This window comes from Lentzea sp. NPDC051208, assembly GCF_040682435.1.
Lineage (GTDB): Bacteria > Actinomycetota > Actinomycetes > Mycobacteriales > Pseudonocardiaceae > Lentzea > Lentzea kristufekii.
The window spans coordinates 262,301-284,906 of record NZ_JBFBAW010000012.1 but is presented as its reverse complement, the minus strand read 5'-3'; the positions used below and the strand labels follow the sequence as shown (position 1 = coordinate 284,906).

14 protein-coding genes and 1 pseudogene are annotated in these 22,606 nt (G+C 70.6%); 4 read left to right on the top strand and 11 right to left on the bottom strand.

The window, feature by feature from the left end:
* Positions 1 to 214: 214 nt before the first annotated feature.
* The 4 genes and pseudogenes from AB0M48_RS28705 to AB0M48_RS28690 form a co-directional block, all read right to left on the bottom strand.
* Complete coding sequence (locus AB0M48_RS28705; RefSeq protein WP_363847777.1) at positions 215 to 1,075, bottom strand: BBE domain-containing protein; 861 nt, start codon at positions 1,073 to 1,075, stop codon at positions 215 to 217.
* Positions 1,076 to 1,082: 7 nt separating this feature from the next.
* Positions 1,083 to 1,151, bottom strand: a pseudogene (locus tag AB0M48_RS28700) (hypothetical protein); the annotation flags it as partial.
* 274 nt (positions 1,152 to 1,425) lie between these two features.
* Positions 1,426 to 2,523 carry an ionic transporter y4hA gene (locus AB0M48_RS28695; protein WP_363847774.1) on the bottom strand — a complete coding sequence of 366 codons (1,098 nt, stop codon included), beginning with the start codon at positions 2,521 to 2,523 and terminating at the stop codon, positions 1,426 to 1,428.
* A 132-nt stretch (positions 2,524 to 2,655) separates the two neighbouring features.
* Entirely contained in the window at positions 2,656 to 3,066 is a 411-nt protein-coding gene (locus AB0M48_RS28690) for an SSI family serine proteinase inhibitor (RefSeq protein ID WP_363847771.1), read from the bottom strand.
* Between the two features lie 245 nt (positions 3,067 to 3,311).
* On the opposite strand from AB0M48_RS28690, the gene AB0M48_RS28685 reads away from it, so the two are divergent.
* From AB0M48_RS28685 to AB0M48_RS28670, 4 genes are all read left to right on the top strand, one after another.
* Positions 3,312 to 3,899 (top strand): D-alanyl-D-alanine carboxypeptidase family protein, encoded by a 588-nt coding sequence (locus AB0M48_RS28685; protein WP_363847768.1) that lies wholly within the window; start codon positions 3,312 to 3,314, stop codon positions 3,897 to 3,899.
* A gap of 90 nt (positions 3,900 to 3,989) precedes the next feature.
* Positions 3,990 to 4,625, top strand: coding sequence for a TetR/AcrR family transcriptional regulator (locus AB0M48_RS28680; protein WP_363847765.1), 636 nt, complete (start codon positions 3,990 to 3,992; stop codon positions 4,623 to 4,625).
* A gap of 33 nt (positions 4,626 to 4,658) precedes the next feature.
* Positions 4,659 to 5,156 carry a hypothetical protein gene (locus tag AB0M48_RS28675; RefSeq protein WP_363847763.1) on the top strand — a complete coding sequence of 166 codons (498 nt, stop codon included), beginning with the start codon at positions 4,659 to 4,661 and terminating at the stop codon, positions 5,154 to 5,156.
* Between the two features lie 221 nt (positions 5,157 to 5,377).
* Positions 5,378 to 7,618 carry a glycoside hydrolase family 3 N-terminal domain-containing protein gene (locus tag AB0M48_RS28670; RefSeq protein ID WP_363847760.1) on the top strand — a complete coding sequence of 747 codons (2,241 nt, stop codon included), beginning with the start codon at positions 5,378 to 5,380 and terminating at the stop codon, positions 7,616 to 7,618.
* Here the strand turns inward: AB0M48_RS28670 and AB0M48_RS28665 are convergent.
* From AB0M48_RS28665 to AB0M48_RS28635, 7 genes are read right to left on the bottom strand one after another with little or no spacing between them, the layout of a single operon-like run.
* Positions 7,596 to 8,372, bottom strand: coding sequence for a hypothetical protein (locus AB0M48_RS28665; RefSeq protein WP_363847757.1), 777 nt, complete (start codon positions 8,370 to 8,372; stop codon positions 7,596 to 7,598). The genes AB0M48_RS28670 and AB0M48_RS28665 overlap by 23 nt on opposite strands.
* Positions 8,369 to 10,117 carry a methyltransferase domain-containing protein gene (locus tag AB0M48_RS28660; RefSeq protein ID WP_363847754.1) on the bottom strand — a complete coding sequence of 583 codons (1,749 nt, stop codon included), beginning with the start codon at positions 10,115 to 10,117 and terminating at the stop codon, positions 8,369 to 8,371. The genes AB0M48_RS28665 and AB0M48_RS28660 overlap by 4 nt, the downstream gene beginning before the upstream one ends.
* Positions 10,114 to 11,241, bottom strand: a complete 1,128-nt coding sequence (locus AB0M48_RS28655) for a nucleotide disphospho-sugar-binding domain-containing protein (RefSeq protein ID WP_363847752.1) — start codon at positions 11,239 to 11,241, stop codon at positions 10,114 to 10,116. The genes AB0M48_RS28660 and AB0M48_RS28655 overlap by 4 nt, the downstream gene beginning before the upstream one ends.
* Positions 11,238 to 12,017, bottom strand: a complete 780-nt coding sequence (locus tag AB0M48_RS28650) for an alpha/beta hydrolase (RefSeq protein ID WP_363847749.1) — start codon at positions 12,015 to 12,017, stop codon at positions 11,238 to 11,240. The genes AB0M48_RS28655 and AB0M48_RS28650 overlap by 4 nt, the downstream gene beginning before the upstream one ends.
* The gene (locus tag AB0M48_RS28645) at positions 12,010 to 12,270 is read right to left on the bottom strand and encodes a phosphopantetheine-binding protein (RefSeq protein WP_036014077.1); all 261 of its coding nucleotides are present in this window, start codon (positions 12,268 to 12,270) and stop codon (positions 12,010 to 12,012) included. The genes AB0M48_RS28650 and AB0M48_RS28645 overlap by 8 nt, the downstream gene beginning before the upstream one ends.
* Positions 12,270 to 15,935 carry a beta-ketoacyl synthase N-terminal-like domain-containing protein gene (locus tag AB0M48_RS28640; protein WP_363847745.1) on the bottom strand — a complete coding sequence of 1,222 codons (3,666 nt, stop codon included), beginning with the start codon at positions 15,933 to 15,935 and terminating at the stop codon, positions 12,270 to 12,272. The genes AB0M48_RS28645 and AB0M48_RS28640 overlap by 1 nt, the downstream gene beginning before the upstream one ends.
* A complete protein-coding gene (locus AB0M48_RS28635; protein WP_363847742.1) occupies positions 15,923 to 22,486 on the bottom strand; it encodes an SDR family NAD(P)-dependent oxidoreductase in 6,564 nt (2,187 codons plus the stop codon). Before AB0M48_RS28635 ends, AB0M48_RS28640 begins: the two co-directional genes overlap by 13 nt.
* Between the last annotated feature and the right edge of the window lie 120 nt (positions 22,487 to 22,606).

Here is a 22,606-nt window from a genome sequence, read left to right as displayed (position 1 = left end):
CCGCAATGTAGGGCCGAACGCCGCAACAGGACAATAGTCCGTTCGGCTTTATGGATTCATGTCGGTGTCGTGAGCGGAAATCGACCGAGCCAGTTCGCGGTCAGACGGGCGGATCGTGGTTCCGCCCCCGTGTCCTCATACTGGACCGTATGGGGGCGCGGGGGCGGGGCCGCGAGCCGTCCTGCTGAGCGTGAACTGACCGGCCGATTTCCGCTCACGACGCCAAGCTCTGAGGGAACGCGAAGACGCGATCCGGGTCGTACTTGCGTGCCACCTCACGAAGCCTCGTGAGCGACGAGCCGCAGTAGGCGTTCGCCCAGTCCGGCATCTGCGGGTCGAGGTAGTTGACGTAGCCGGTGGCGCCGAACATCTTGCCGAGCTCGTCCCGGGCGACACCCATCGCGCGCCGCGCGTTCGCCTCACCCGCCTGCAACGACAGCTCGACCTGGATGCTCGCGAGGGCGCCGCGGTGCGGGAACGCCGTGGCCGGGCCACGACCGACCGCGCCGCCCAGCGCGTCGATCATGTTGTAGGAGTTCGGGGTGTTCTTGAAGATGTCGGCGAGCTTCTGCGGGTCGGTGATCGGCCCGGTCAGCATCCGCGACGTCGCGACGTAGCTGCCGCGCGACTGGCTGCCGCCGCCCCCGTTCCAGCTCGGCCGGCACGAGCCGTCGCTGACCCGGCACCACGCGAACCGCTCCATCGCGGCGAGGAAGCTCTGCTCCGTCTCGCGGCGCGAGGTGGGTTGCGAACCGACGCGGCGGACGAGGTCGTCGAGCAGCAGACGGAGGTTCGCCGGCGTGCCGACGAAACAGCCGCCGACCTCGACGTACGGATTTGAGCCGCTGCCGACGCCGACGGTCGAGGTGAGGGCGTCCGGCGCCTTGCCCTGCCAGTCCGGCCACGCGCTGAGCAACGAGGCCAGCGCGGCCGACGGGAACTGGAGCGTGAACGTCGTGAGGTTGCGAGCGGGTTCGGTGCGGAACACGAACGACGTGACGATTCCGAAGTTGCCACGTGCCGTCCGGCCGGACGTCGATCCGGTCGAGGCCGCGCACGTCGACGACCAGGGCACCGTCCGCGGTGGAGTAACCCGGATAGCTGTGGCCGCCGCAGCGTGCGGTGATCTTCGTCCGTTCCTGGCGCGCGATCTCGACGCAGCGCTGGACGTCCGCGGGGGACGCGACTCGCGCGATCGCGCTGGGACGCTGGGCGTCGTACTGCGTGAAGTAGCCGAGTTTGGCGTCTCTGTAGGCGGCGTCGCCCGGCCTGATCAGCTGGGCGTCCATCGTGGACTTGCCGATGAGTGCCGACACAGCTCCCCAAGCGGCTGTGTGCAGAAGTGCCCTGCGACGCAACATGGCACGAACGTAGGAGCCGGATGAACTGGGGCACAACGGATTCGGAGACCGGGAACGATCCCGGCTACGGGTTCACAGCCAGGAACAGGAATGCGGCCAGAAGCACCAGGTGAACGCCACCCTGCAGACGCGTCGCCCGGCCCGGCACCACGGTCAGGACGCTGACGAGCACCGTCAGCAGCAGCAGGATCATCTGCGTCGGCCCGAGGCCGAGCATCAGCGGCCCGTCCAGCCAGATCGTCGCCAGCGCGATGGTCGGGATCGTGAGGCCGATGCTCGCGATCGCCGAGCCGTAGCCGAGGTTGAGGCTGGTCTGGATCCTGTCGCGCAACGCGGCGCGAGAGGCGGCGATCGTCTCGGGCAGCAGCACCAGCAGGGCGATGACGACACCGACGAACGACTGGGGGAACCCGGCCGCGCGCACGCCCGCCTCGATCGCGGGCGACTCGATCTTCGCGAGGCCGACCACCGCGACCAGGGCGAGGAGCAGGAAGCCGAGCGAGGTCAGCGCGGCCCGGCTGGACGGCGCCTCGGCGTGCTCGTCGGCCTCGATCACGCCGTCCTCGTCGACGGGGAGGAAGAAGTCGCGGTGCCGGACGGTCTGGGTGAAGACGAACAGCGCGTACAGGCCGAGGGAGGCGATCGCGGCGAACGCGAGCTGCGGGCCGGAGAACTCGGGGCCGGGCGTGGTCGTGGTGAAGGTCGGCAGCACCAGGGTGAGGGTGGCGAGCGTCATCACGGTGGCGAGCGCGCCGCCGCTGCCCTCCGCGTTGAACAGGATCGTGTGGTGCTTCAGCGCGCCGAGCAGCAACGCGATGCCGACGATGCCGTTCGTGGTGATCATGACCGCCGCGAACACCGTGTCGCGCGCCAAGGACGAGGCCTCGGGTCCGCCGGACACCATGAGCGTGACGATCAGCGCCACCTCGATGACCGTCACCGCGACCGCGAGGACGAGGGATCCGTACGGCTCCCCCACCCGCAAGGCGACGACCTCGGCGTGGTGCACGGCGGCGAGGACGGTCGCGGCGAGGACCAGGGCGACGAGCGCGACGAGCAGGCCCCCGAGGTCACGCCCCCAGGTCAGGGCGAGCAGGACCATGCCGAGCACGGGGGTGATGGTCGTCCAGTGGAGCAGCGGGAAGCGGGGAGCGGCGGCCATGATCCAACCCTCGCATGCCCGGCAGCCCGTCCGCCATTCGGCGCAACACCCGTTTCGGATGCCACGAAATGTGGAGCGGAGCGCCCCTGCCGCGCCCCGCTCCACATTTATTTGAGGTGCCGTGTTCGATTCCTAGAAATCGAAGAGGGCACCGGTGTGCGCCAGCATGACGCACGAGTTCGGGTAGGTGTGCACCTCGCTCACGGGCTCACCGCGCCAGAAACCGAACATGGCGACCTTGACGGGCGCGTAGTGGAACGTGCACGCCCGGTCGTCCGCCTGCATGGTCTGCAGGTCGGTCCCGGCGGAGGCGAGCGTCGCGCAGGCGAGGGCCCTGCGCGGGTGCTGGTCACCTCGTTCGCAGGTCAGCACCGTTGCCTTGAAGGCGTTGCCGTCGAACTCCGAGTACTGGACGGAGAGCACGAGCGCGGTGCCGCCGCGGGAAGAAGACGGGGACTGTGCCGCGGGAGCGGCCTGGGCGATGCCGGCGAAGGCGAAAAGCGACACGAACAGAGCGACGAGACCAAAGATGCGGCCGGACATGAAAAACGGTCCTCCTGAGACCTCACGAATACGGGCCGGTTCTCGGCCGATGCAGATGTTGCCACCCCGAATCGCTGTGGCGAAAGGGGCCAGGATTCGTTCACCGATCACATTCGTCCGCTCCACCGAAAGCGTGATTGGGCCGAACGGATGTGTCGATCGCCACGTTCGCGGGGACACAGCTGCCGAAGGACTGTTACGGGTTGCTGACAGACGTGGCCGCGTGCCGACGTATTATTCGAATCATGTCCAAGACCTCCAGACGCGTCGTGTCCGGCGTGCTCCTGATCGTCACACTCGTGGTTTCCACCGGCGGCGCGCTGGGTTACCTGGGCAGATTGACGCTCGTGTTCGACCGCCAGCCGGGAAAACCGCTCGCGATAATCGAGGAGGTGCCCGGACCACCCGACGGGCCGAACTGCCCGATCGACGCGCGCTACTTCGACGAGGAGCCGGAGGGCCTGCGCCCCGAGGTGCTGCAGGCATGGCTCAAGCTGCGCCAGAAGGCCTCTGACCAGGGAATCAAGCTCTGCCTGAACGACGGCAAGCGCAGCCGTCAGCAACAGCAGGCGGAGTTCGACGACGCGGTCAAGAAGTTCGGGACCGAAGAACTCGCGGCGAAGTACGTGTTGAATCCGCCGGACCGCTCGATGCACGTGATCGGATTCGCGGTCGACGTGCAGCCGATCGAATCAGCGAAATGGGTCGAGAAAAACGGCAGCACCCTCGGCTGGTGCCGCCGTTACGAAAACGAGCAGTGGCATTTCGAGTACAACTCCGGCTATCTCACCGGAGGCTGCCCCGCCCTGATCCCCAGCGCGACGGGCAGCTAACCCCCGCGCAAAGGTCTAGACGCCTGGGGTGCGCGAGAGGTTGCGCCGACGTAATCTGACAAGCCCAGTTACCAGATTGGAGCACGTCCGGTGGCCCGTGCCTACGGCGGCATCTCACCCGAGCAGCGCAAGGCCGAGCGCCGGGCGAAGCTGCTGCAGGCCGGTCTGGCGCTGTTCACGAGCACCGGCTTCGCGGCCACCAAGATCTCCGAGCTGTGCACCGAGGCCGGTGTCTCCACGCGCAACTTCTACGAGGAGTTCGCCTCGAAGGAGGCCCTGCTGCGCGACCTGCACGAGCTGATCAACGCCGCGGCGTTCACGCGGGTCCGCACGGCCCTGTCCGAGCTGGAGACCGCCGACCTGCGGAGCCGGATCACGACGCTGCTGGACGTGTTCGTGCGCAGCGTGACGGCCGACCCCCGCGCGCCGCGCCTCAACTACGTCGAGGCCGTAGGCGTGAACGCGGAGATCGAGCAGCAGCACGTGCGCTGGGTGAACACATGGGCTGAGTTCATCGAGTCGGAGGCCCTGGCGGCGGCGGCCGCGGGCGTGGCGCCGCAGCGGTCGTACCGGCTCACCGCGATAGCGCTCGTGGGCGCGATCACCGGCCTGCTGCGCGAGTGGCAGGCACACCGGCCCCCGCTCGCGGTCGACGAGATCGCCGAGGAGATCCGCGAGCTCATGCTGGCGGCCATCCTGCGGGCAGACGTCCCGCACAAGCGCTGAACCGTTGGGCCACTGCCGTCCGTAATCCCCGATGTGAGCCGATTCGCCGTTCTCGCGCTGCTCGTGTGCCTGGGTGCCTGTGCTGCTCCGCCAGAGCAGGAGACAGCCTCGCTGGCCGAACTGGAGGCCGCTGCCGGTCCGGTCGCGGGGCCCACCCAGATCCTGCCGGGAGACATCGCGAAACTGCAGGTCGTGGAGTCGCCCGCGGTCGGTGCCGTCATCGCCGACCGCGAGCGCAACACCCTCTACTTCAACACCCAGGACGGCCCGTCGAAGTCGACCTGCCTGGAACCGGAGTGCACGCTCGTGTGGCCGCCGTTGCTGGCCGCGGGCGGCAAGATCGAGGCACCGGGCTTCGACCAGGCGTTGCTCGGCACGACCAAGCGCCCGGACGGGCTGGAGCAGGTCACCATCGCCGGCAAGCCGGTGTACCGGTACGTCGACGACGAAGTGGCCGGCGACGCGACCGGGCACGGCGTGGACGACAAGTGGTTCGCCATCTCACCGACCGGCTCGAAGGCCACCCGCTAACCCGAATTTCCGGCGCCCGCGCAACCGCGCCGCGTGACGCCCGCACGACACACTGGAACCGGTGACCCCGCAGGGTTGCCGGTCTGTCGCGTTCGGGTTACTCGAACGATTCGTTTGTACCGGAAATCAAGAAACCGGTTTCGCCCGGAACCGGTTTCAGGTATCAACTGTGAGAGCGCTCCCATAGACGCTGCCGCCGCACGAGCCCTCTCGGAGACCACATGGATCGCGACGACGTGCCCTACCTCGACGCCACGCTGCCCACCGCAGAGCGGGTAGCCGACCTGCTGGGCCGCATGACGCTGGCCGAGAAGGTCGGCCAGATGATGCAGCTGGACTCGAGGGAGGACCTGGACGACCACGTGCTGCGCAAGCATGTCGGGTCGATCCTGCACACCTCGCCGGAGCGAGTGCTGCGCGCGCATGACCTCACCACGCGGACGCGGCTGCGCGTCCCGTTGCTGATCGCCGAGGACTGCATTCACGGCCACTCGTTCTACGAGGGCGCCACGATCTTCCCCACGCAGCTGGGCATGGCGGCGAGCTGGGACCCCCAGCTGGTCGAGCAGGTCGCCCGCGTCACCGCCGTCGAGGCCGCCGCGACCGGCGTGCACTGGACGTTCTCGCCGGTCCTGTGCATCTCGCGGGACCTGCGCTGGGGCCGTGTCGACGAGACGTTCGGCGAGGACCCGGTGCTGATCGGCGAGCTCGCGGCGGCGATGGTCCGCGGCTACCAGGGCGACGGCCTGGCCGACGAGACGGCGATCCTCGCGACCGCGAAGCACTTCGCCGGGTACTCCGAGACCCAGGGCGGCCGGGACGCGAGCGAGGCGGACCTGTCGCGCCGCAAGCTGCGCTCGTGGTTCCTGCCGCCGTTCGAGCGGGTCGCGCGTGAGGGCTGCGCGACGTTCATGCTCGGCTACCAGTCCACCGACGGCGTGCCGATCACGGTCAACTCGTGGCTGCTCGACGAGGTCCTGCGCGGCGAGTGGGGCTACAAGGGCACGCTGATCACGGACTGGGACAACGTCGGCCGCATGGTCTGGGAGCAGAAGCTGCAGCCCGACTACGCGCACGCCGCCGCGGCCGCCGTGAAGGCCGGCAACGACATGATCATGACGACCCCGCAGTTCTTCGACGGCGCGTTGCAGGCCGTCGAGGACGGTCTGCTGGCGGAGTCCGACCTCGACCGCGCGGTCACCCGCATCCTGACGCTCAAGTTCGACCTGGGGCTGTTCGAGAACCCGCGCAGGCCGGACGCCGAACGCCAGCGCGTGATGATCAACCACGACGACCACGTGGCGCTGAACCTCCAGGTCGCGCGCCGGTCGCTGGTGCTGCTGCGCAACGACGGCGTGCTGCCGTTCGGCAAGCCGAAGGGCAAGATCGCGGTGGTCGGCCCGCTCGCCGACGACGCGCAGACCCAGCTCGGCGACTGGGCCGGCTCGTCCGGTCAGGCCGACTGGCTGCCCAACGGCCACCCGCGCGAGATGATCACGACGGTCCTCGACGGCCTGCGCGAGCTCTCGTCGCAGGAGGTCACCTACGCCCGCGGCGCCGACATCCTCACCCTGGAGCCGGACCCCGAGGGCGACACGTTCCCCGACGGCCAGCCGCGCCCGCCTGTCGTGAAGGCCTGCGCGCCGGACGCGAACCTGATCGCCGAGGCCGTGGCCGCGGCCGAGGGCGCCGACTACGTGGTCGCCGTCGTCGGTGACGTGATCGAACTGGTCGGCGAGGGCCGGTCCACCGCCACGCTCGACCTGATCGGCGGCCAGATCGCCCTGCTCGACGCGCTGGCCGAGACCGGCACGCCGCTGGTCGTGGTGCTGCTCGCGTCGAAGCCGCTGGTCCTGCCCGCGTCCGCGCGCAACGCCGCCGCGCTGCTGTGGGTGGCGAACCCCGGCATGCAGGGTGGCCGCGCGATCGCCGAGGTGCTGCACGGGCTGGTCGAGCCCAGCGGCCGGCTGCCGATCTCGTTCGCGGCGCACGCCGGGCAGCAGCCGACGTACTACAACCAGATCCGCGGCCAGCACGGCACGCGCTACGCCGACCTGACGCAGGAGCCGGCGTTCGTGTTCGGCGAAGGCCTGTCGTACACGACGGTCGAGTACGGCGACCTGCACGTGGAGACGGCGGTGCTGCGTCCGGACGAGACCGTCAAGGCGTGCATCTCGCTCACGAACACCGGGTCACGGCCTTCCCGCGAGACCGTGCAGGTCTACGTCAGCGACGCCGTCACGTCAGTGAGCTGGGCCGACAAGGAGCTCAAGACCTTCAGGCAGGTCGACGTGGCGCCGGGCGAGACCGTGAAGGTCGACCTCGAACTGCCCGTCTCCGCCTGCACGATCGTCGACGCGGACGGCCACCGGGTGGTCGAGCCGGGCGAGTTCGTCCTGCTGGTGGGCCCGAACTCGAGGGACCTCCGCCGGGCGGAGTTCACCGTGAAGCCGCTGCCTTGAAGGGGCCGGGGACGATCGTGAGGTAGCGGGGAGGGATCTCCACCGCCTTCGTGATCGCCTTCTTGACCGCCGGGACCAGGTCCGCGTCGACGAGTGCGACAGCGGGCCTGCCCGGCGGGTCGATGAGCATGCCGGCGCCGCGCGCGCCCGCCGCGAGTGCGGCCTCGACCACCGCGTCCTGCTCCGGATCCGGGTCCTGAGCGCGGTGGTACGCCGTCAACGCCACGCCGAGATCGTCTGCTTCGCGCACGTAGGGCCGTTCCACCTGCGGTTCCGGGCGCCGGATCCGGGTGTCGACGACGAGCAGCCGTTGGCCCGGCAGATCGAGCGCCTCGGCGCGCGCCTGTTCGAACCGCTCGCCCGAGAGGTCCCTGAGCGCCAGCTCCACGGCCGCGTTCAGCGCCTCGCTCGCGGACAGTCCACTGCCCCGCGGCAGGTCGACGCTGCACATCAACGCGGCCCCGCCCCTCGCACGCACGCCCGCCGCCCAGGCCGGGACGTCGCCGGACGGCAACAGGGCGCGCTCGGTCGGCCGGTTCACCGACACGAGTTCGAGCAGGCCGTCGTCGCGCCGGTCCCCCGCCACGATGGCACCCCACTTGGCGGGCACCTTGATCGCACCACCGAGCAGGTTCAGGACTCCGGGGGCGTACCAGACGCCTTCCGCGGGCCGTCCGAACGTGCGCCGGAACGCGTGCGGCACCAGCCTGAGCTCCGGCGCGAGCTCAGGCCGATCCGCGATGTCCACCGTCATGCCTGCTGCACCAACGCCTTCTGGGCCAGCAACCGGTAGGCGTTGCCGTTGCCGGTGCGCGCGGCGAGGAAGCGGTTGACCGTCTGGTCCAGCGCCAGCGCGACGAAGAACGCCGGGATGCCGAGCGACCACAGCAGGAAGCTGCGGGTCCTCCTCAGCCGCACCTTGCCCGGCCGCCACGGCGCGGGCGTGCGCGGTGCCTTGTCCCCCAGCCACAACAGCAGCGCGAGCGTGAAGTCGTTGCACAGGTGGGCTTTCGCGCGTTCGGTGGCCACTGTGGTCAGTCCGCGCTCGGCGAGGGCGTCCTGGAGGTTGCCGATCGGCATCATGTGCTGGTGCTGCGGCTGGAACCACGGCATCCAGTACTGCCCGAACAGCCTGCCCAGCCGCCACTCCGGGTCCGGCAGCTCGATCAACAGGTAGCCTCCGTCCGGCAGCACGTCCGCGGCGATGTCGAGCTCCTCCCACGGATCGCGCACGTGTTCCAGGTAGTGGTGCATGCTGATCACGTCGTAGCGGCCCTTGAGCTCGCCCGCGAAGTCCTTGAAGCTGCCGCGGTAGGAGTTCTCGATCCGGCCGAGCCGCGCCGCGTCCTCGATGGCCGCGCCCTGGTCGAGCCCGTCGAACCTCGTCTGCGGCAGGACCTCCTTGGCTCCCAGGCAGAAGTGCGCGTGCCCGGACCCGACGTCCAGCCAGCGTTCGGGTTTGGTGAACGGTTCGACCATGCGCGCCCGGCCGTAGTAGGGCTCGGTCTTGCCGGAGAACACCGCTTCCGCCGACGTCTCGCCGAGGCCGTCGTAGAAGTCGCGGTAGTAGAAGCCCAGGCCCTCCTCGGTCAGGCGCGGGTTCTGCCAGACGTGTCCACATCGGACACACCGGTCCATCGTGAACGTGCCTGGCTTGCGCTGCACCAGGTCCGTCGCGGTGACCCAGCGGCGCAGGTCCGTGCTCCCGCACGACGGGCAGTTGGTGCGCGGCGCCTCGTGGAAGTTCCGGTCGCGGTTCTGCTCGTACCAGGGCGTGGCCTGTTCGAGGTGCTGGGCCTGACGCTTCTCGGCCGTCGACTTCTTGCCGCCGGAGGTCTTGAACCACAGGTAGGGCGTGCGCAGGACGCGCGGCACCCACAGGTCCCGCGGCTTCAGCGGCGTGCCTGCGAACACCAGGACCGGGTGCACCGAGTAGGCGGCCAGCGCGGCGAGACCCCACTGCCAGTTCGTGACCAGGGCGGCGACCACGGTCGCGTACCCGATGACCGAGCCCGCGATCCACAGCGACGGCCGCTTCCCGAGCCGCCGCAACGTCGCCGCGCGGTACCCGAGGTCGTACGGCCCGGCCTTCAGTCCCGGCGCGACCGCGATGTCGACCCGCGCGTGCACGTGGTCCTTGACCCGCCGCACGTACGCCACGAACTCGGTGGGGTCGTCGGGATCGACCTCCTCGACGTACGGCTCCCGCACCAGGACGGCCTGCGACGCGCTGATCCCGCGCGCCCACTGGTCGTCGCGGTACTTGCCGGGGTCGACCGCGCCGAGCAGGTCCAGCGCCGCGACCGTGGGCAGGTCGCGCGGGACGAGGTCGACGAGATCGGCGTCGGACTCCCAGGAGCCCTCCGGATGGACTCCGGTGGCGGTGACGATCGAGTGCCCGCTCGCGCCCTGGGCGAGCACTCGCAGCTTGGACGCGCGGGAACGCAGGCGCAGCACGTCCAGCAGGACGACCACCACGACCAGCACGCTGAGGATCACCCGGCCACCACCTTCTCCAGTAGGTCGGCTGCGGCCGCTGCGCCGCCTGCCGCCGAGAACGATTCGCGCACCAGCTCGGCGGCGGCCGCGTACTCCGGCTCGTCCAGCACGGATGCCAGTGCGCTGCGAATGTCTGCTGCTCGCGCCCGTGAGTAGGTCAGCCGCACCCCGGCGCCTGCCTCCACGACCTGGGCGGCGACGGTCGGCTGGTCGTCGCGGATCGGTGCCACGACCAGTGGCAGCCCGTGCGCGAGCGCTTCGCAGACCGTGTTGTGGCCGCCGTGCGTGACGACGGCGTCCAGGTGCGGCATCAGCGCGAGTTGCGGCACCGAGGGCAGCACCAGGACGTTCGCCGGGGCGGGCCTCGGCGGAGCGACCATCACGGCCTGGACGTCGAGTTCCGCGACCGCCTCCAGGGCCTGGCCGAGGAAACGCTCGCCCGCGGGACCGTTCAGGGTGCCCAGGGAGATCAGCACCCGCCGCCCGCCGGCCAGCCTCTCCCAGGGGAAGTCCACCCGTTCCACGCGGTGGGTCAGCGCGGGGCCCACGAACGCCACTTCCTCGCCGAACTCACCTGCCACCAGCGCCTTCGAGCTGTAGACCAGCACCAGCCGGTCGGAGAACCTGATGTCGCCACCGGCGAAGTCGTGCAGCAGGTCGCGCACCCAGGCGTCGACCTTCGGCATCGTCCTCAGCGGATTGACCAGCTCGGCGGACGTGCTGGCCGACGTCACCCACGGCAGTCCGGCGCCGCGCGCCACCAGCGGTCCCGCCAGCGCCTGCTGGTCGGCCACGACCACGTCCGGGGCGAACACCGTGACGGCGTCCGAGACTCCCGGCACCATCGCGTGCCCCAGCGGGATCAGGAACTCCTCCCAGAAGAACTTGAGCACGGCCATCCCGCGCAACGCGAGCCAGCGCTCCCGCTGAGCGCGGATGACGGCTTCCAGGTGGTCGTCGATCGCGCCGAACACGAGCGCGTTGTCCGGCAGGAGTGGTTCCAGCGTGCTGGGATGCCCGACCCACGCGACCTCGTGCCCGCGCGCCAGCAACTCGGCCCCGACGGAGGCGGTCGGGTTGATGTGGCCGGTCAACGGCGGCACGACGAACAGGAACCGGCTCATGACGGCAGCCAGTCGAACAGCACGTCCAGCAGCTCGGCCGTGGCCTCGCGGAGAACCGTGTGCCCCAGCCCGGGCACCACGTGCAGCCGGCACGACGGGATGCGCTCGCGCAGTTCGGCGGCGGCCCCGATGAGTTCGGACTCGGCGCCGTAGACGCCGAGCACCGGGCACCGGACCTGCGTGAGGTCGAGTTTGGCGCCGCAGCCGAGGTCGTCGATCAGCGTGGTGCCGTTGAGCAACGCGTTGGCGTTCACGGCGAGCTTCGCGATCTTGCGCTGTCCCAGGGCCATCAGCTGGTCCTGCGTCCGGTCGAACTCGAGACCCAGCGCGGCGACGGTCAGCGTGTTCGTGATGTCCTCGAACCACGCGTCGCCGACCACTCCCCCGACGGCCGACTCGACCAGCACGACGCCACCGACGCGTTCGGGAGCCTGCACGGCCGCGTGCATCGCGACGACACCGCCGTAGCTGTTGCCCAGCAGGAAGACCGGCTCGGGCACGCCGATCTCGTCGAGCACGGCGACCAGGTCGAGCGCGCTCTCCTCCGGCGTGTAACCGGACGGAGGCCGTTCGGACAGGCCGTGCCCGCGCAGGTCGAACAGCACGGTGCCGTAGCCGGCCTGGGCCAGCGGCGCGGCGAGCGTGTAGTAGAAGCTGGACAGGTTGTCCATCACCAGGCCGTGCACGAACACCACGGTCGGTCCGGCCTGTGTGCCTTCTGGAGGCCCGAGCCGCTGCACGTGGAAGCGCAACCCTCGGGTGTGAACCTCAGACACGGGCCGTGATGTGGTCGACGAGCCGGCCGACGGACATCGCCATGATCTCGTCGATGTCCATGTCCGCCAGGAAGGCCACGAGGTCGACGCCGTAGTGGGCGTTGAGCTTGTCCGCCAGGGCGACGAACTCGATCGACTCCAGGCCCAGGTCGTCGCTGAACGTGGTGTCGCGGGTGATCTCCACGCCCAGCAGGAAGTCGGGCCCGACCACCTCGGTGATCAGCTTCGCGACCTGCTGCAGCACCTCGTCCATCAGATCTCCGTTCGCACGCGGGCCGCGGCTCGCCCCGGTTCGGATGTCACTTCGACTCGCGGCACGGCGAAGGCCCCGCGCACACGGCCGTCGGCGGTCACACTCAGTTCGGCCGGGTAGATCGGCCCTGCTCCGCGATCCCACAGCCACGAGCGCACGGCGTCCTTCACCGCGATCACGCGCAGCAGCCAGTCCCGCTGGGCGGGCACGTCCAGGTCGCCGTAGTGGTGCCGCTCGGCGGAGTTCAGGTAGCGGCGCATGATCAGGTCACGGGTCGCGCTGTCGGCCCAGTTCTCCACCACGCACACCCGGTCACCGTCCTGAGTGGACAGCATCTCGGTGCCCGGCTTGAGCTTGACCTGCCAGATCCGGTCGTCCGTGGTGAACCGGCGGGTGGTCCAGCCGGTGATCCGGCACCACAGCACGCCGTTCACGGTCAGCTCGGCGTCCGCGATCATCACCTGCGGGGTGACCTCACGAATCCACGCGGTGCAGCGGACGTCACCGGAGGGCGCCGGTCCGTGGAACGTCACCCGCTCGATGCCGGTCGGCAGCACGGTCTGGTCCTCGGTGCGGCACACCTGCATCCAGTGGCCGATCAGCTGCCCGGCGCTGTCCAGCAACGCTCCCGGCGCGGGCAACGGCGTCAGCACGCCCGCGATCCCGTTGTCCGCCAAGCAGTCGATCTTCGTGACGCCCGCGAACGCCGGTCCGTGGAACATCCAGTTGTCCGCGTACAGCTCGACGGCCGTGACCGGCGCCTCACGGACGCCTTCGAGTTCCCTGCCGACCGGCTCCGGGGTCTGCGGGGACATCAGCACGACGCCCTCGGCGTAGTCGCCGACCTTCACCAGGACCCGGTCCTGACCTTCCGCGCGGGCGGAGATCTTGACGGTCGTCGCGGGCAGCGCGGTGAGCCAGCGCTTGGCCCTGACCTGGGCGAACCCGTGGACCGTGCCACCGGTGAGCCGGCGCGCGGCGTCCGCGAACACCTCCAGCAGACCGGTCGCGGGGACGATCGGGAACCCGTCCGCGAGGTCCGGCCAGCCCGGTGCCTGCGGGAACACCGAGTGGTCGGCCAGTTCCGGCATGGTCCGCAGCGAGAACTCGCGGGTGAACCCCGCCTCGTTCGGCCTGAGCGCGCCGACGACCTCACGCGCGACCGCGTTGGTGTGGGCGAGGAGTCTGTTGACGGCGGCGGACATCGGGCTGTCGCCGGCCACCAGCACGGGCTGGGTGCCGAGTGCGTCGAGCGTGATCTTCGGTGTGCCGAGCCGGAGCTTGACCTTGTGGGCGGTGCCGCGCTTGAGGCCGAACGCCCACAACGCCTCCGGCGCGATGTCGGCGTTCACGGCGATGTGCGGCCTGTCGTTCAGCGTGTCCCCGACGAAGCCGGTCAGGCTGCCCTGCCCGATCTGGACGAACGCGCGGAAACCCGCGCCGTGCAGGCGTTCCAGCAGTGGCCGGAACCGGACGGGCTCGACCAGGTGCCGCAGCACCAGTTCGCGGACGTCGTCCGCACTCATCGGTTCGAGGGAGTTCGCCGACCACACCGGGACGTCCGACGCGCGCACCGGGAGCTGGTCGAGCATTTCCTTGGCCCGCCCCAGGTACGGGGCGAGCGCCGGGGTGTGGAAGCCGGTGCGGAACGGCATCAGCTGCGCCATCACGCCGTTCGCCTTCAGCGTGCCGAGGACCTGTTCGAGGCGGTCGATCGGGCCGCAGATCACCGACTGGTGCGGGCAGTTGTCGTGGCTGATCGTCACGCCGTCGATCAGGTGCTGCTCGGCGGCGTCGGCGGAGCAACCCAGTGCGGCGTAAGCGATGTCGACGACCGCGACCGCGCCCGGACCGAGCGCCGAGACGAACTCGTCGATCGTCGGGTAGATGCCGCCGACGACCATCGCGGTCCACTCGCCCATGCTGTGCCCGGCGAGCGCTCCCGGGGTGATGCCGAGCGCCATCAGCTCGCGGGCCTCACGGCGGCCGTCCTGCAGCAGCCCGACGGCGTGGTCGACGACCTCGCCGCTGAACTCGCGTTCGAAGCCGGGGAACAGGAACGCGACCTGGTCGGTGCCGGTCAGCAGCGGGTGCGGGGAGAACCAGATGTCGTGGCGGCCGGGCCACGCCTTGCCCTGGGCCAGCACGCGTTCGGCGAGCTTGAGCTTGCGCTCGTCCGGGTTGCCGATGGTGAGCCGGAACGCCCTGTCGGCGGTGGAGGTGCGGCGTTCCTTCAGCGCGGTGGCGAGTTCGTCGGCGGTGTCGGCGGCGAACGTCATGACCGGCTTGCGCGGCTTGGCGATCGTGTGGCCGTCGAGGACGGCGTGGGCGTTGATCCCGCCGAACCCGAACGCGTTCACGACCGCGCGATGCCGTCCGGTCCACTCGCGAGCACTCGTCACGGGTGTGAACCTGGTGCCGGCCAGGCTGCTGTGCGGGGTGTCGACGTGCAGGGTCGGCGGAAGCGTGTTGTGGTGCAGGGCGAGTGCCGCCTTGATCAGCCCGGCCATGCCGGCCGCGGGCATCGCGTGGCCGATCATCGACTTGACCGTGCCGATGCCGATCTCGTCGCCCTGCCCGCCGAACGCGCTGATCATCGTCTGCAGCTCGGCGGCGTCACCGGCGGGCGTGGCCGTGCCGTGCGCCTCGATCAGACCCGGCGACTTCTCGCGGGGATCGAGACCGGCATTGGCCCAGGCTCGTTGCACGGCGAGGAGCTGGCCGTCCGGGTTGGGCGTCATCATGCTGGTCGCGCGGCCGTCGCTCGCGGTGCCGATGCCGCGGATCACCGCGTAGACGCGTTCGTCGCCGACGTCCTCCAGCCGCTTCAGCACGACCATGCCGACGCCCTCGGACAGCAGCGTGCCGTCCGCGTTCGCGTCGAACGGCCGGATCCGCTCCGTCAGGCTCAGCGCCCTGAGCTGCGTGAACACGCTCCACAGCGTCGGGTGGTGGCAGACGTGCACGGCGCCCGCGAGCATGGCGTCCGCGCGACCCTCCTGGAGTTCGCGGACGGCGTGCTCGACGGCGACCAGCCCGGACGCGCAGGCCGCGTCCACGGTGTACGCGGTGCCCTTGAGGTCGAACCGGTTGGCGATGCGCGACGCCGCCAGGTTCGGCACGAGGCCGATCGACGACTCCGGCTGCTCCGGGCCGAGCCGGTCGCGAATGGCCTGCCGGACGGTGTCCAGCTCGGTGCCGGCGAGGTTCGGGAAGAGGTCCCCGACGACCGACACGACCTCGTCGGCGAGCCTGACCCGCTGGTCCAGCCGCGCGCAGCCGGGCGTGAGGTAACCGCCGCGTCCCACGACCACGCCGACGCGGTCTCTCGACGGCAGCACGGACTCACCGCCCGCGTCGGCGATGGCCTCGGCGGCCGTGGCGAGGGCGAGCAGCTGGTCGGGCTCCGCGCCGTCCACGGTGGACGGCATGATGCCGAACCTGGTCGGGTCGAACTCCGCGAGGTCGTCGACGAACCCGCCCCTGCGGCAGTAGAACCTGTCGCCGGTCCTGCTGTCCTGGTCGTAGTAGGTGGCCGGGTCCCAGCGGCCCGGCGGGATCTGGCCGATCGCGTCGACGCCGCTGACGATGTTGCGCCAGAACGTCGCCGCGTCCGGGGCACCGGGGAAGACGGCGCCGATCCCGACGATCGCTACGCCTCCCATCGGTAGACCACCTGCACGTCCTGACCGTTCGCGATCTCGTTGAGCAGCGCGTCCACGCCCTGCGCCGGCTCGATCATCGGGATGCCGCGGCGCGCGTACTCGCCGGCGAGGCCGGACGCCATGCCTGCACCGGCCCAAGGACCCCAGTCGACGGCGACGACACGGCGGTGCGCGCCCCAGAACCTGGCCATCCGGTCGAGCGCGTCGTTGGCCGCCGAGTAGTCGGCCTGACCGCGGTTGCCGAACACGCCGCTGACGCTGCCGAACAGCACGAGGAACCCGTCGCCGAACGCCTTGGCGCCGTTCACCTTCGTCGCCCAGACCCGGTCGAACGACTTCTGGGTCTTGGCCTCGATCAGCTTGTCGTCGAGCACACCCGCGCCGTGGACGACACCGTCGAGCCGGCCGAACCTGGCCAAGATGTCGTCGACCACCCTGCCCACGGCTTCGGCGTCGGTGACGTCGCACTCGTGGTAGCGCACGCTCGATGCCGTGGCACGCAACCGTTCCATGGTCTGACGGACTTCGCGTTCGGCGAGGACCTTGCGCGCCAAGGCCTGCACGTCGTCCTTCTCGCCGAGTTCGAACAACGCCTTCACGAGTTCGGGCTCGGTGGTGGCGTGGCTGAGCCGGTGGTCCTCGGACGCGATCGGCGTGCGGCCGATCAGCTCGACGTGGCAACCGGTGCGCTCGGCCAGTCCGGTGGCGGCGAGCGCGGTGATGCCGCGGGCGCCACCGGTCAGCAGCACGACGCTGTCGGCGTCGAGGGTGAGGGGCGCGGGGTCGAGTTCTGCCTCGGCCACCTCGATGACCTGGCGCCTGCCCGCCTGGTAGCCGACGACGGCCGGGCCGGGCCCGATCTCGGCCAGCAGCGCGGTGGCGATGTCGCGGTGGCTTTCCTTGGGGTTGACGTCGACCGAGCGGACCACGAGGTCCGGGTACTCGAGCGCGGCCGTGCGGATCAGGCCGTGCAGCCCGATGTCCGACGGCAGCTCGTCGGGCTGGTGGTCGAATCCGAACGTGCCGCCGCCCGTGGTCACCACGACGAGCGCGACCCCGTTCGTCACGCACGCCTTGACCTCGCTGAACGCCTCCGGCAGCCGTGCCTGGAGCCGGATCACGACGTCGACGCCGGTCAGGTCGGCCGGGAAGGACGGCTCGATGCGCGGCCGGGCGGTGTGGCGTTCGAGCAGGTCGGCCAGTTCGAGCCCGATCCCGTTGTCGTCGACGATCAGCACGGTCTTGCCGGTGAGGTCGGCGGGGGCGGCGGGTTCCGCAGGCACGACCTGGGGAACCAGCCGGACCAGTCTGCCGGGAGCGGGAATCGCGGTGCCGCCCGGCGCGGTGGCGGAGTTGGTCGCTGCGAGCGCGGCGGCCGGGATGGTGGTGGCGGTAGCTGCGGTGAGAGCGGGGGTTTCCCCGAACCAGGCGACGATCCCGTCGATCGTCTTCACCTGCGCCAGCTCGTCGACCTCCCCTGCCGCGCCGAGTTCCTGGGCCAGCTCGCCCACGATCTCCGCGCGCTTGATGGAGTCGATCGACAGGTCCGCCTCCAGGTCCAGCCCCGGCTGCAACATCTCGACCGGATAGCCCGTGCGCGTGCTGATCGTCCGCAGCACGACCTCCCGGACGTCCTTGCCCACCGCGGCGACCGGGGCCGCGGCGCCGAACCAGCCGACGATGCCCTCGATGGTCTTGAGCTGCGCCAGTTCGTCCACCGACCCGGCGGCGCCCAGCTCGGCCACGAGCTCGCCGACGATCTCGGTCCGCTTGATGGAGTCGATCGACAGGTCCGCCTCCAGGTCCAGCCCCGGTTGCAGCATCTCGACCGGGTAGCCGGTGCGGTTGCTGATCGTCCGCAGCACCACCGCGCCCACGTCCTCCTGCGGCTTCGCCACCTGCTCCGCGACGACGGCGACGGGCTGCTGGTCGATCACCTGCCGGGGCGCCGGGACCGGCGCGGGCTCGGTGCCGAGGTAGCTCAGCAGGACGTCCCGCTGGGCGCTGACCGCGTCCCGCATCCCGTCCAGGAACTTCTCGATGATCTCGTCACGGCCCAGCCCCGACCCCACTCGCAGCGTCGGGAACTCCGTCGCGGGCCGGAGCCCGCCGGGCAGTGCGTCACCGTTCGCGTCCCGCACGAGTCCTCCATCCACGTACCAGCCAGGCCGCGGCGGCACGGCCGTGGCCGGTTCGGCCCTGTCCTCGAACAGCGGTGCGGTGTCCACCTCGACACCGGCGACCGCGAGCGTCGCCAGAGTGCGCAGGAACGTCACGTGGTCGTCGCAGCGCAACGCCTGGTGCGGCCGGTCACCGAGGGTCTTGCCGACCAGTGACGTCAGCACGCCGCCGGGGCCCGCCTCGACGAAGATCCGGGCGCCCGCCGCGTACATCGACTCGATCTGGTCCACGAAGCGCACGCGGCCCGCGAGCTGCGCGGACAGTCCTTCGCGGACGTCGCCGTGCGGAGCCGCCGACACGTTGGACCACACCGGGAACCGCGTCTCGCCGAGGGAGATCTCCGCGAGACGGGCCGCGAACCGGTCGCGGGCACCGGCCATCAGCGGGCTGTGGAACGCGGCGGCGACCGGGATGTTCTTCACGGTGAGCCCGGCGGCCCGGAGCACCTCGACCGCACCGGCCACGGCCTCGGTCGGGCCCGAGATCACGACCTGGTCGGGCGCGTTGTGGTTGGCCACCACGACGTCCGGCGGCAGCAGCGCCTCGACCTCGGCCACCGTCGCGGTCACCGCGGCCATCGTGCCGGGGTCCTCGCCGACCGCCTCCAGCATGGCCTCGGCGCGCGCGACGCTGAGCTCCAGCAACTCGGCGGCCCCGAACACACCGGCCGCCGACAGCGCGACCAGTTCGCCGTAGCTGTGCCCTCCGGCCAGGTCCGGCCGCACACCGACGGAGTCGAGCAGCGCCGTGACCATGAGCCCGGCGATGCCGAGCGTCGGCTGGGCGTTGCGGGTGTCGGTGATCTCCGCGCGCTGCCGGGAGACGTCCTCGGCGGTCAGCGCGGCCGGCGGGTACATCACCCGCTCGTAGCGCGCGTCGAGGAAGTCCTGCAGGCGCGGGAAAGCGGTGACGAGGTCGAGCAGCATGCCCGGCCGCTGGCTGCCCTGGCCGGGGTACAGGAACGCGACCTGGGGCCGCTCCCCCGTCCGCAACGACGCGGCGTCCGAAGCACGCCAGGCTTCGACGTCCGCCAAAGCCTTCCGCAGTGCGGCGTGATCACTCACCACGAACGCGGCCTGGACCGTGCCGCTGCCACACGCCGCGGCCAGCGAACGCAACGGCGTCCGCTCGTCCACCAAAGCCGCGAGACGGGCGGCTTCCCGTTGTGCGGCAGCTGGGTCGTCGCCGCGGATCAGGAACAGCTCGGCGGGCCAGGCGGTCAGGCCGTGCCGGGGTTCGTCGGCCCCGGTGTAGCCCGCGATCACGGTGTGGAAGTTCGTGCCGCCGAACCCGAACGCGCTCACGCCCGCGACCCGGTTCCGGCTCGCCCACGTGCGGTGGCCGAACGCGAACGGGCTCGTCCGAGCGTCCCAGAAAGCGTTGGGCTGCTTGACGTGCAACGTGCCGGGCCGCACGCCGGTGTGCACGGCCAGGGCGGCCTTGATCACGCCCGCGAGTCCGGCCGCACACTTGGTGTGGCCGATCTGCGACTTGACCGAGCCGATCGTGCACGTGCCGGGTTCGACGCCGGAGAACATCTCGGTCAGCGACGCGAGCTCGGTGCGGTCGCCCACCACGGTTCCGGTGCCGTGCGCCTCGACCAGTCCGACGGCGGTGACCGGCAGCCCGGCCGCCGCGTAGGCGCGGCGCAGGGCCCGTTGCTGGCCTTCCGGACGCGGCGCGGTCAGGCCCAGCGACCGGCCGTCGCTCGACGCGCCGATGCCCTTGACCACCGCGTAGACGCGGTCACCGTCCCGTTCGGCGTCGGCGAGTCGCTTGAGGACGACGGCCGCCACGCCCTCGCCGAGTGCGATGCCGTCCGCCGCCGAGTCGAACGTGGCGCAGCGGCCCTTGACGGACAAAGCTTTCACCGACGCGAACATCTGGTAGTCGTGCGCGCTGTTGTGCAGGTCGACCGCGCCGCACAGGACCATGTCGCTGGTGCCGCCGACGAGTTCCTTGCACGCCACGTCGAGCGCCGCGAGGCTGGACGCGCAGGCCGCGTCGACCGTGTAGTTCGCGCCGCCGAGGTCGAGCCGGTTCGCGACCCGGCCGGCGATCACGTTGCCGAGCACGCCCGGGAAGGAGTCCTCGGTCAGCGACGGCAGGTGGTCGTCCAGACCGCGGACGCCCAGGGCGGGCAACGCGGTGCGGACCGTGTAGGCGTTCGCGAGGTCGGCACCGGCCTCGGCACCGAAGATCACCGACGTGCGTTCGCGGTCGAACACCCGCGTCGCGTAACCGGCGTCCTGGAGCGCTCGCGCCGAGACTTCGAGCGCCAGCAGCTGGGCGGGTTCGATCGAGGTGAGCGAGGTGGGCGGGATGCCGTACGCCAACGGGTCGAAGGCCGTGCGCGGGAGGAAACCACCCCATCGGAACGGGCTGCCGTAGCGTTCGGGCGACCAGCGGTCCGGCGGGATCTCGGTGATGGAGTCGGCGCCCGCCAGGACGTTCGCCCAGAACTCCGCGACGTCACGCGCGCCGGGCATGATCGCGGCCATGCCGACGATGGCGACGTCCAGCGGTGCGGGCTCGGCGGTGTCCGCGACGGTCTCGGGCAGCACGCCGGACACGATGTCCTCGTGCAGCTCCGCGATGGTGGTGCGTTCGGACCGCAGCGTCGCGACCTGGCCGATCATGAACATGCCCTCGCGGCGCTGTTCGTCCTCGCCGACCGGCTTGAGCCCGCCGTCCTCGCGCACGAGACCGCGGCTGGCGAGCCGGAGCCGTCCCAGGTTGAGCTGTTCGAGCCTCTCCCAGCTCTCCTGTTTCGACAGTCCGGTCAGCTCGGCCCGCGCCTGCTCGAAGGTGTCCACATAGGACGTCTGCGCGCAGCGGACGGCGTGGCCCGGCGAGGTCTCCAGCAGCGCCGTGTCCTCGCACTCCAGCGCGACCTGCTGGAACACCGGCTGGATCGCGCCGTGCGTCACGGCTTCCTCGGTGAACAGGTAGGCCGTGCCGACGAGAACACCGACCGCCGCGCCCCGTGCCGCGATCGACGCGGTCATGGCGGAGATCATGGCGGCCGAGCGGGCGTCGTGGATGCCGCCCGCGAACAGGGCGACCACGTCCCTCTCACGCCCGCGCAGCACGTCGATCTGCTGCTGCCACAACGTGAAGCTGGTCCGGGGACCGGTGTGCCCACCGCACTCCGAGCCCTCGAAGACGAACTTGCGGACACCCTCGTCGAGGAACCGGCGCAGCAGCGCGGGCGACGGCACGTGCAGGAACGCCTCGATGCCGGCGTCCTCCAGTTCGCGCGCCTGCGCGGGCGTGCCCCCGGCGACGATCGCGTACTTCGGCCGGACGGCCAGCACGGCCTCCATCTGCCGAGCCCGCAGTTCCGGCGGAGCAAAGCCGAGCAGGCCTACGCCCCAGGGCCGTTCGCCGAGTTCGGCGGCGGTGTGGTCCAGCAGTTCACGGACCGCCGGGCCCTCCATCAGCGCGAGCGCGAGGAACGGCAGCGCACCACCCTCGGCGACGGCCGCGGCGAACGCGGGCTGGTCGCTGACGCGGGTCATCGGGCCCTGCGCGATCGGGTACCGCAGGCCGGGGACGCGGTCGCAGAACGGTCCGCCTGGCCGGATCGAGCGGTGCTCACCCGCCAGGGTGAGATTGTTCCTCATCCCTTGTTGAATGGCTCCGACCACGCCTCCGACAGTGCCGAACGAGGTACGGTAAGAATCCGCCAGGGAACCTTCCTGACCAATTTCGAGCGCGTTTTGACGAACATGAACGCGTAACCCGTCGTTCACGACGGTGTCGGCGCCGTCCATCATCCGGACCGCGTTGACAATTTCGCCGGAAATATGTTTTCGCGCTTCTGCGACGAGTGCGAGCTGGCCTTCCAGCACCACTCCGCGAGCACCCCCGGCGACCGCCGCCGCAGCCGTGTCGGGGCCGATCGACCCGGCCACCCAGACCGGCAGGTCGGTCAGCGCGAGCACCTGCTGGAGCAGCACGAACGCAGGTGAGCCACCCACTCGGCCGCCCGACTCGGCACCCTTCGCGATCAAGCCGGCGGCTCCGAACTCGATCGCCGCAACGGCTTCCGCCACCGAGGTGATCACCGCGAGGACGCGGCGTCCACCCAGCTCAGCGAGGTTCGGAACATGTCGAACAAGATCCACGACGACGGTGTCGACGGTGTCCGGCAGGGGCACGGTCAACGGTCCGTGCAGCCGCACCCCGAAAGCACGCGGGTGACGCGTGGTGACACGGCCGAGGTCGGCGGCGGCGTGGGGCCCGAGGTCGAGCACACCGAGCCCGCCGGCTCGTTCGGCCGCGACCACGAGGGCCGGGTTGGGGGTGCCGAAAGGACTCAGGCACAGCACCCGTTCTCGATCCGACAGCATGTCCACTGCGCTCACTTCCTCACCCTGCAGGGTGGGGAGAAAGGAATTCAGCTAGGGTTACTACTGACCGGTACGGTGACAGCGCGCTCACCGTACGCACAAACCCGAGGCGCCGTCGAGGGGGGTGGTGAAACT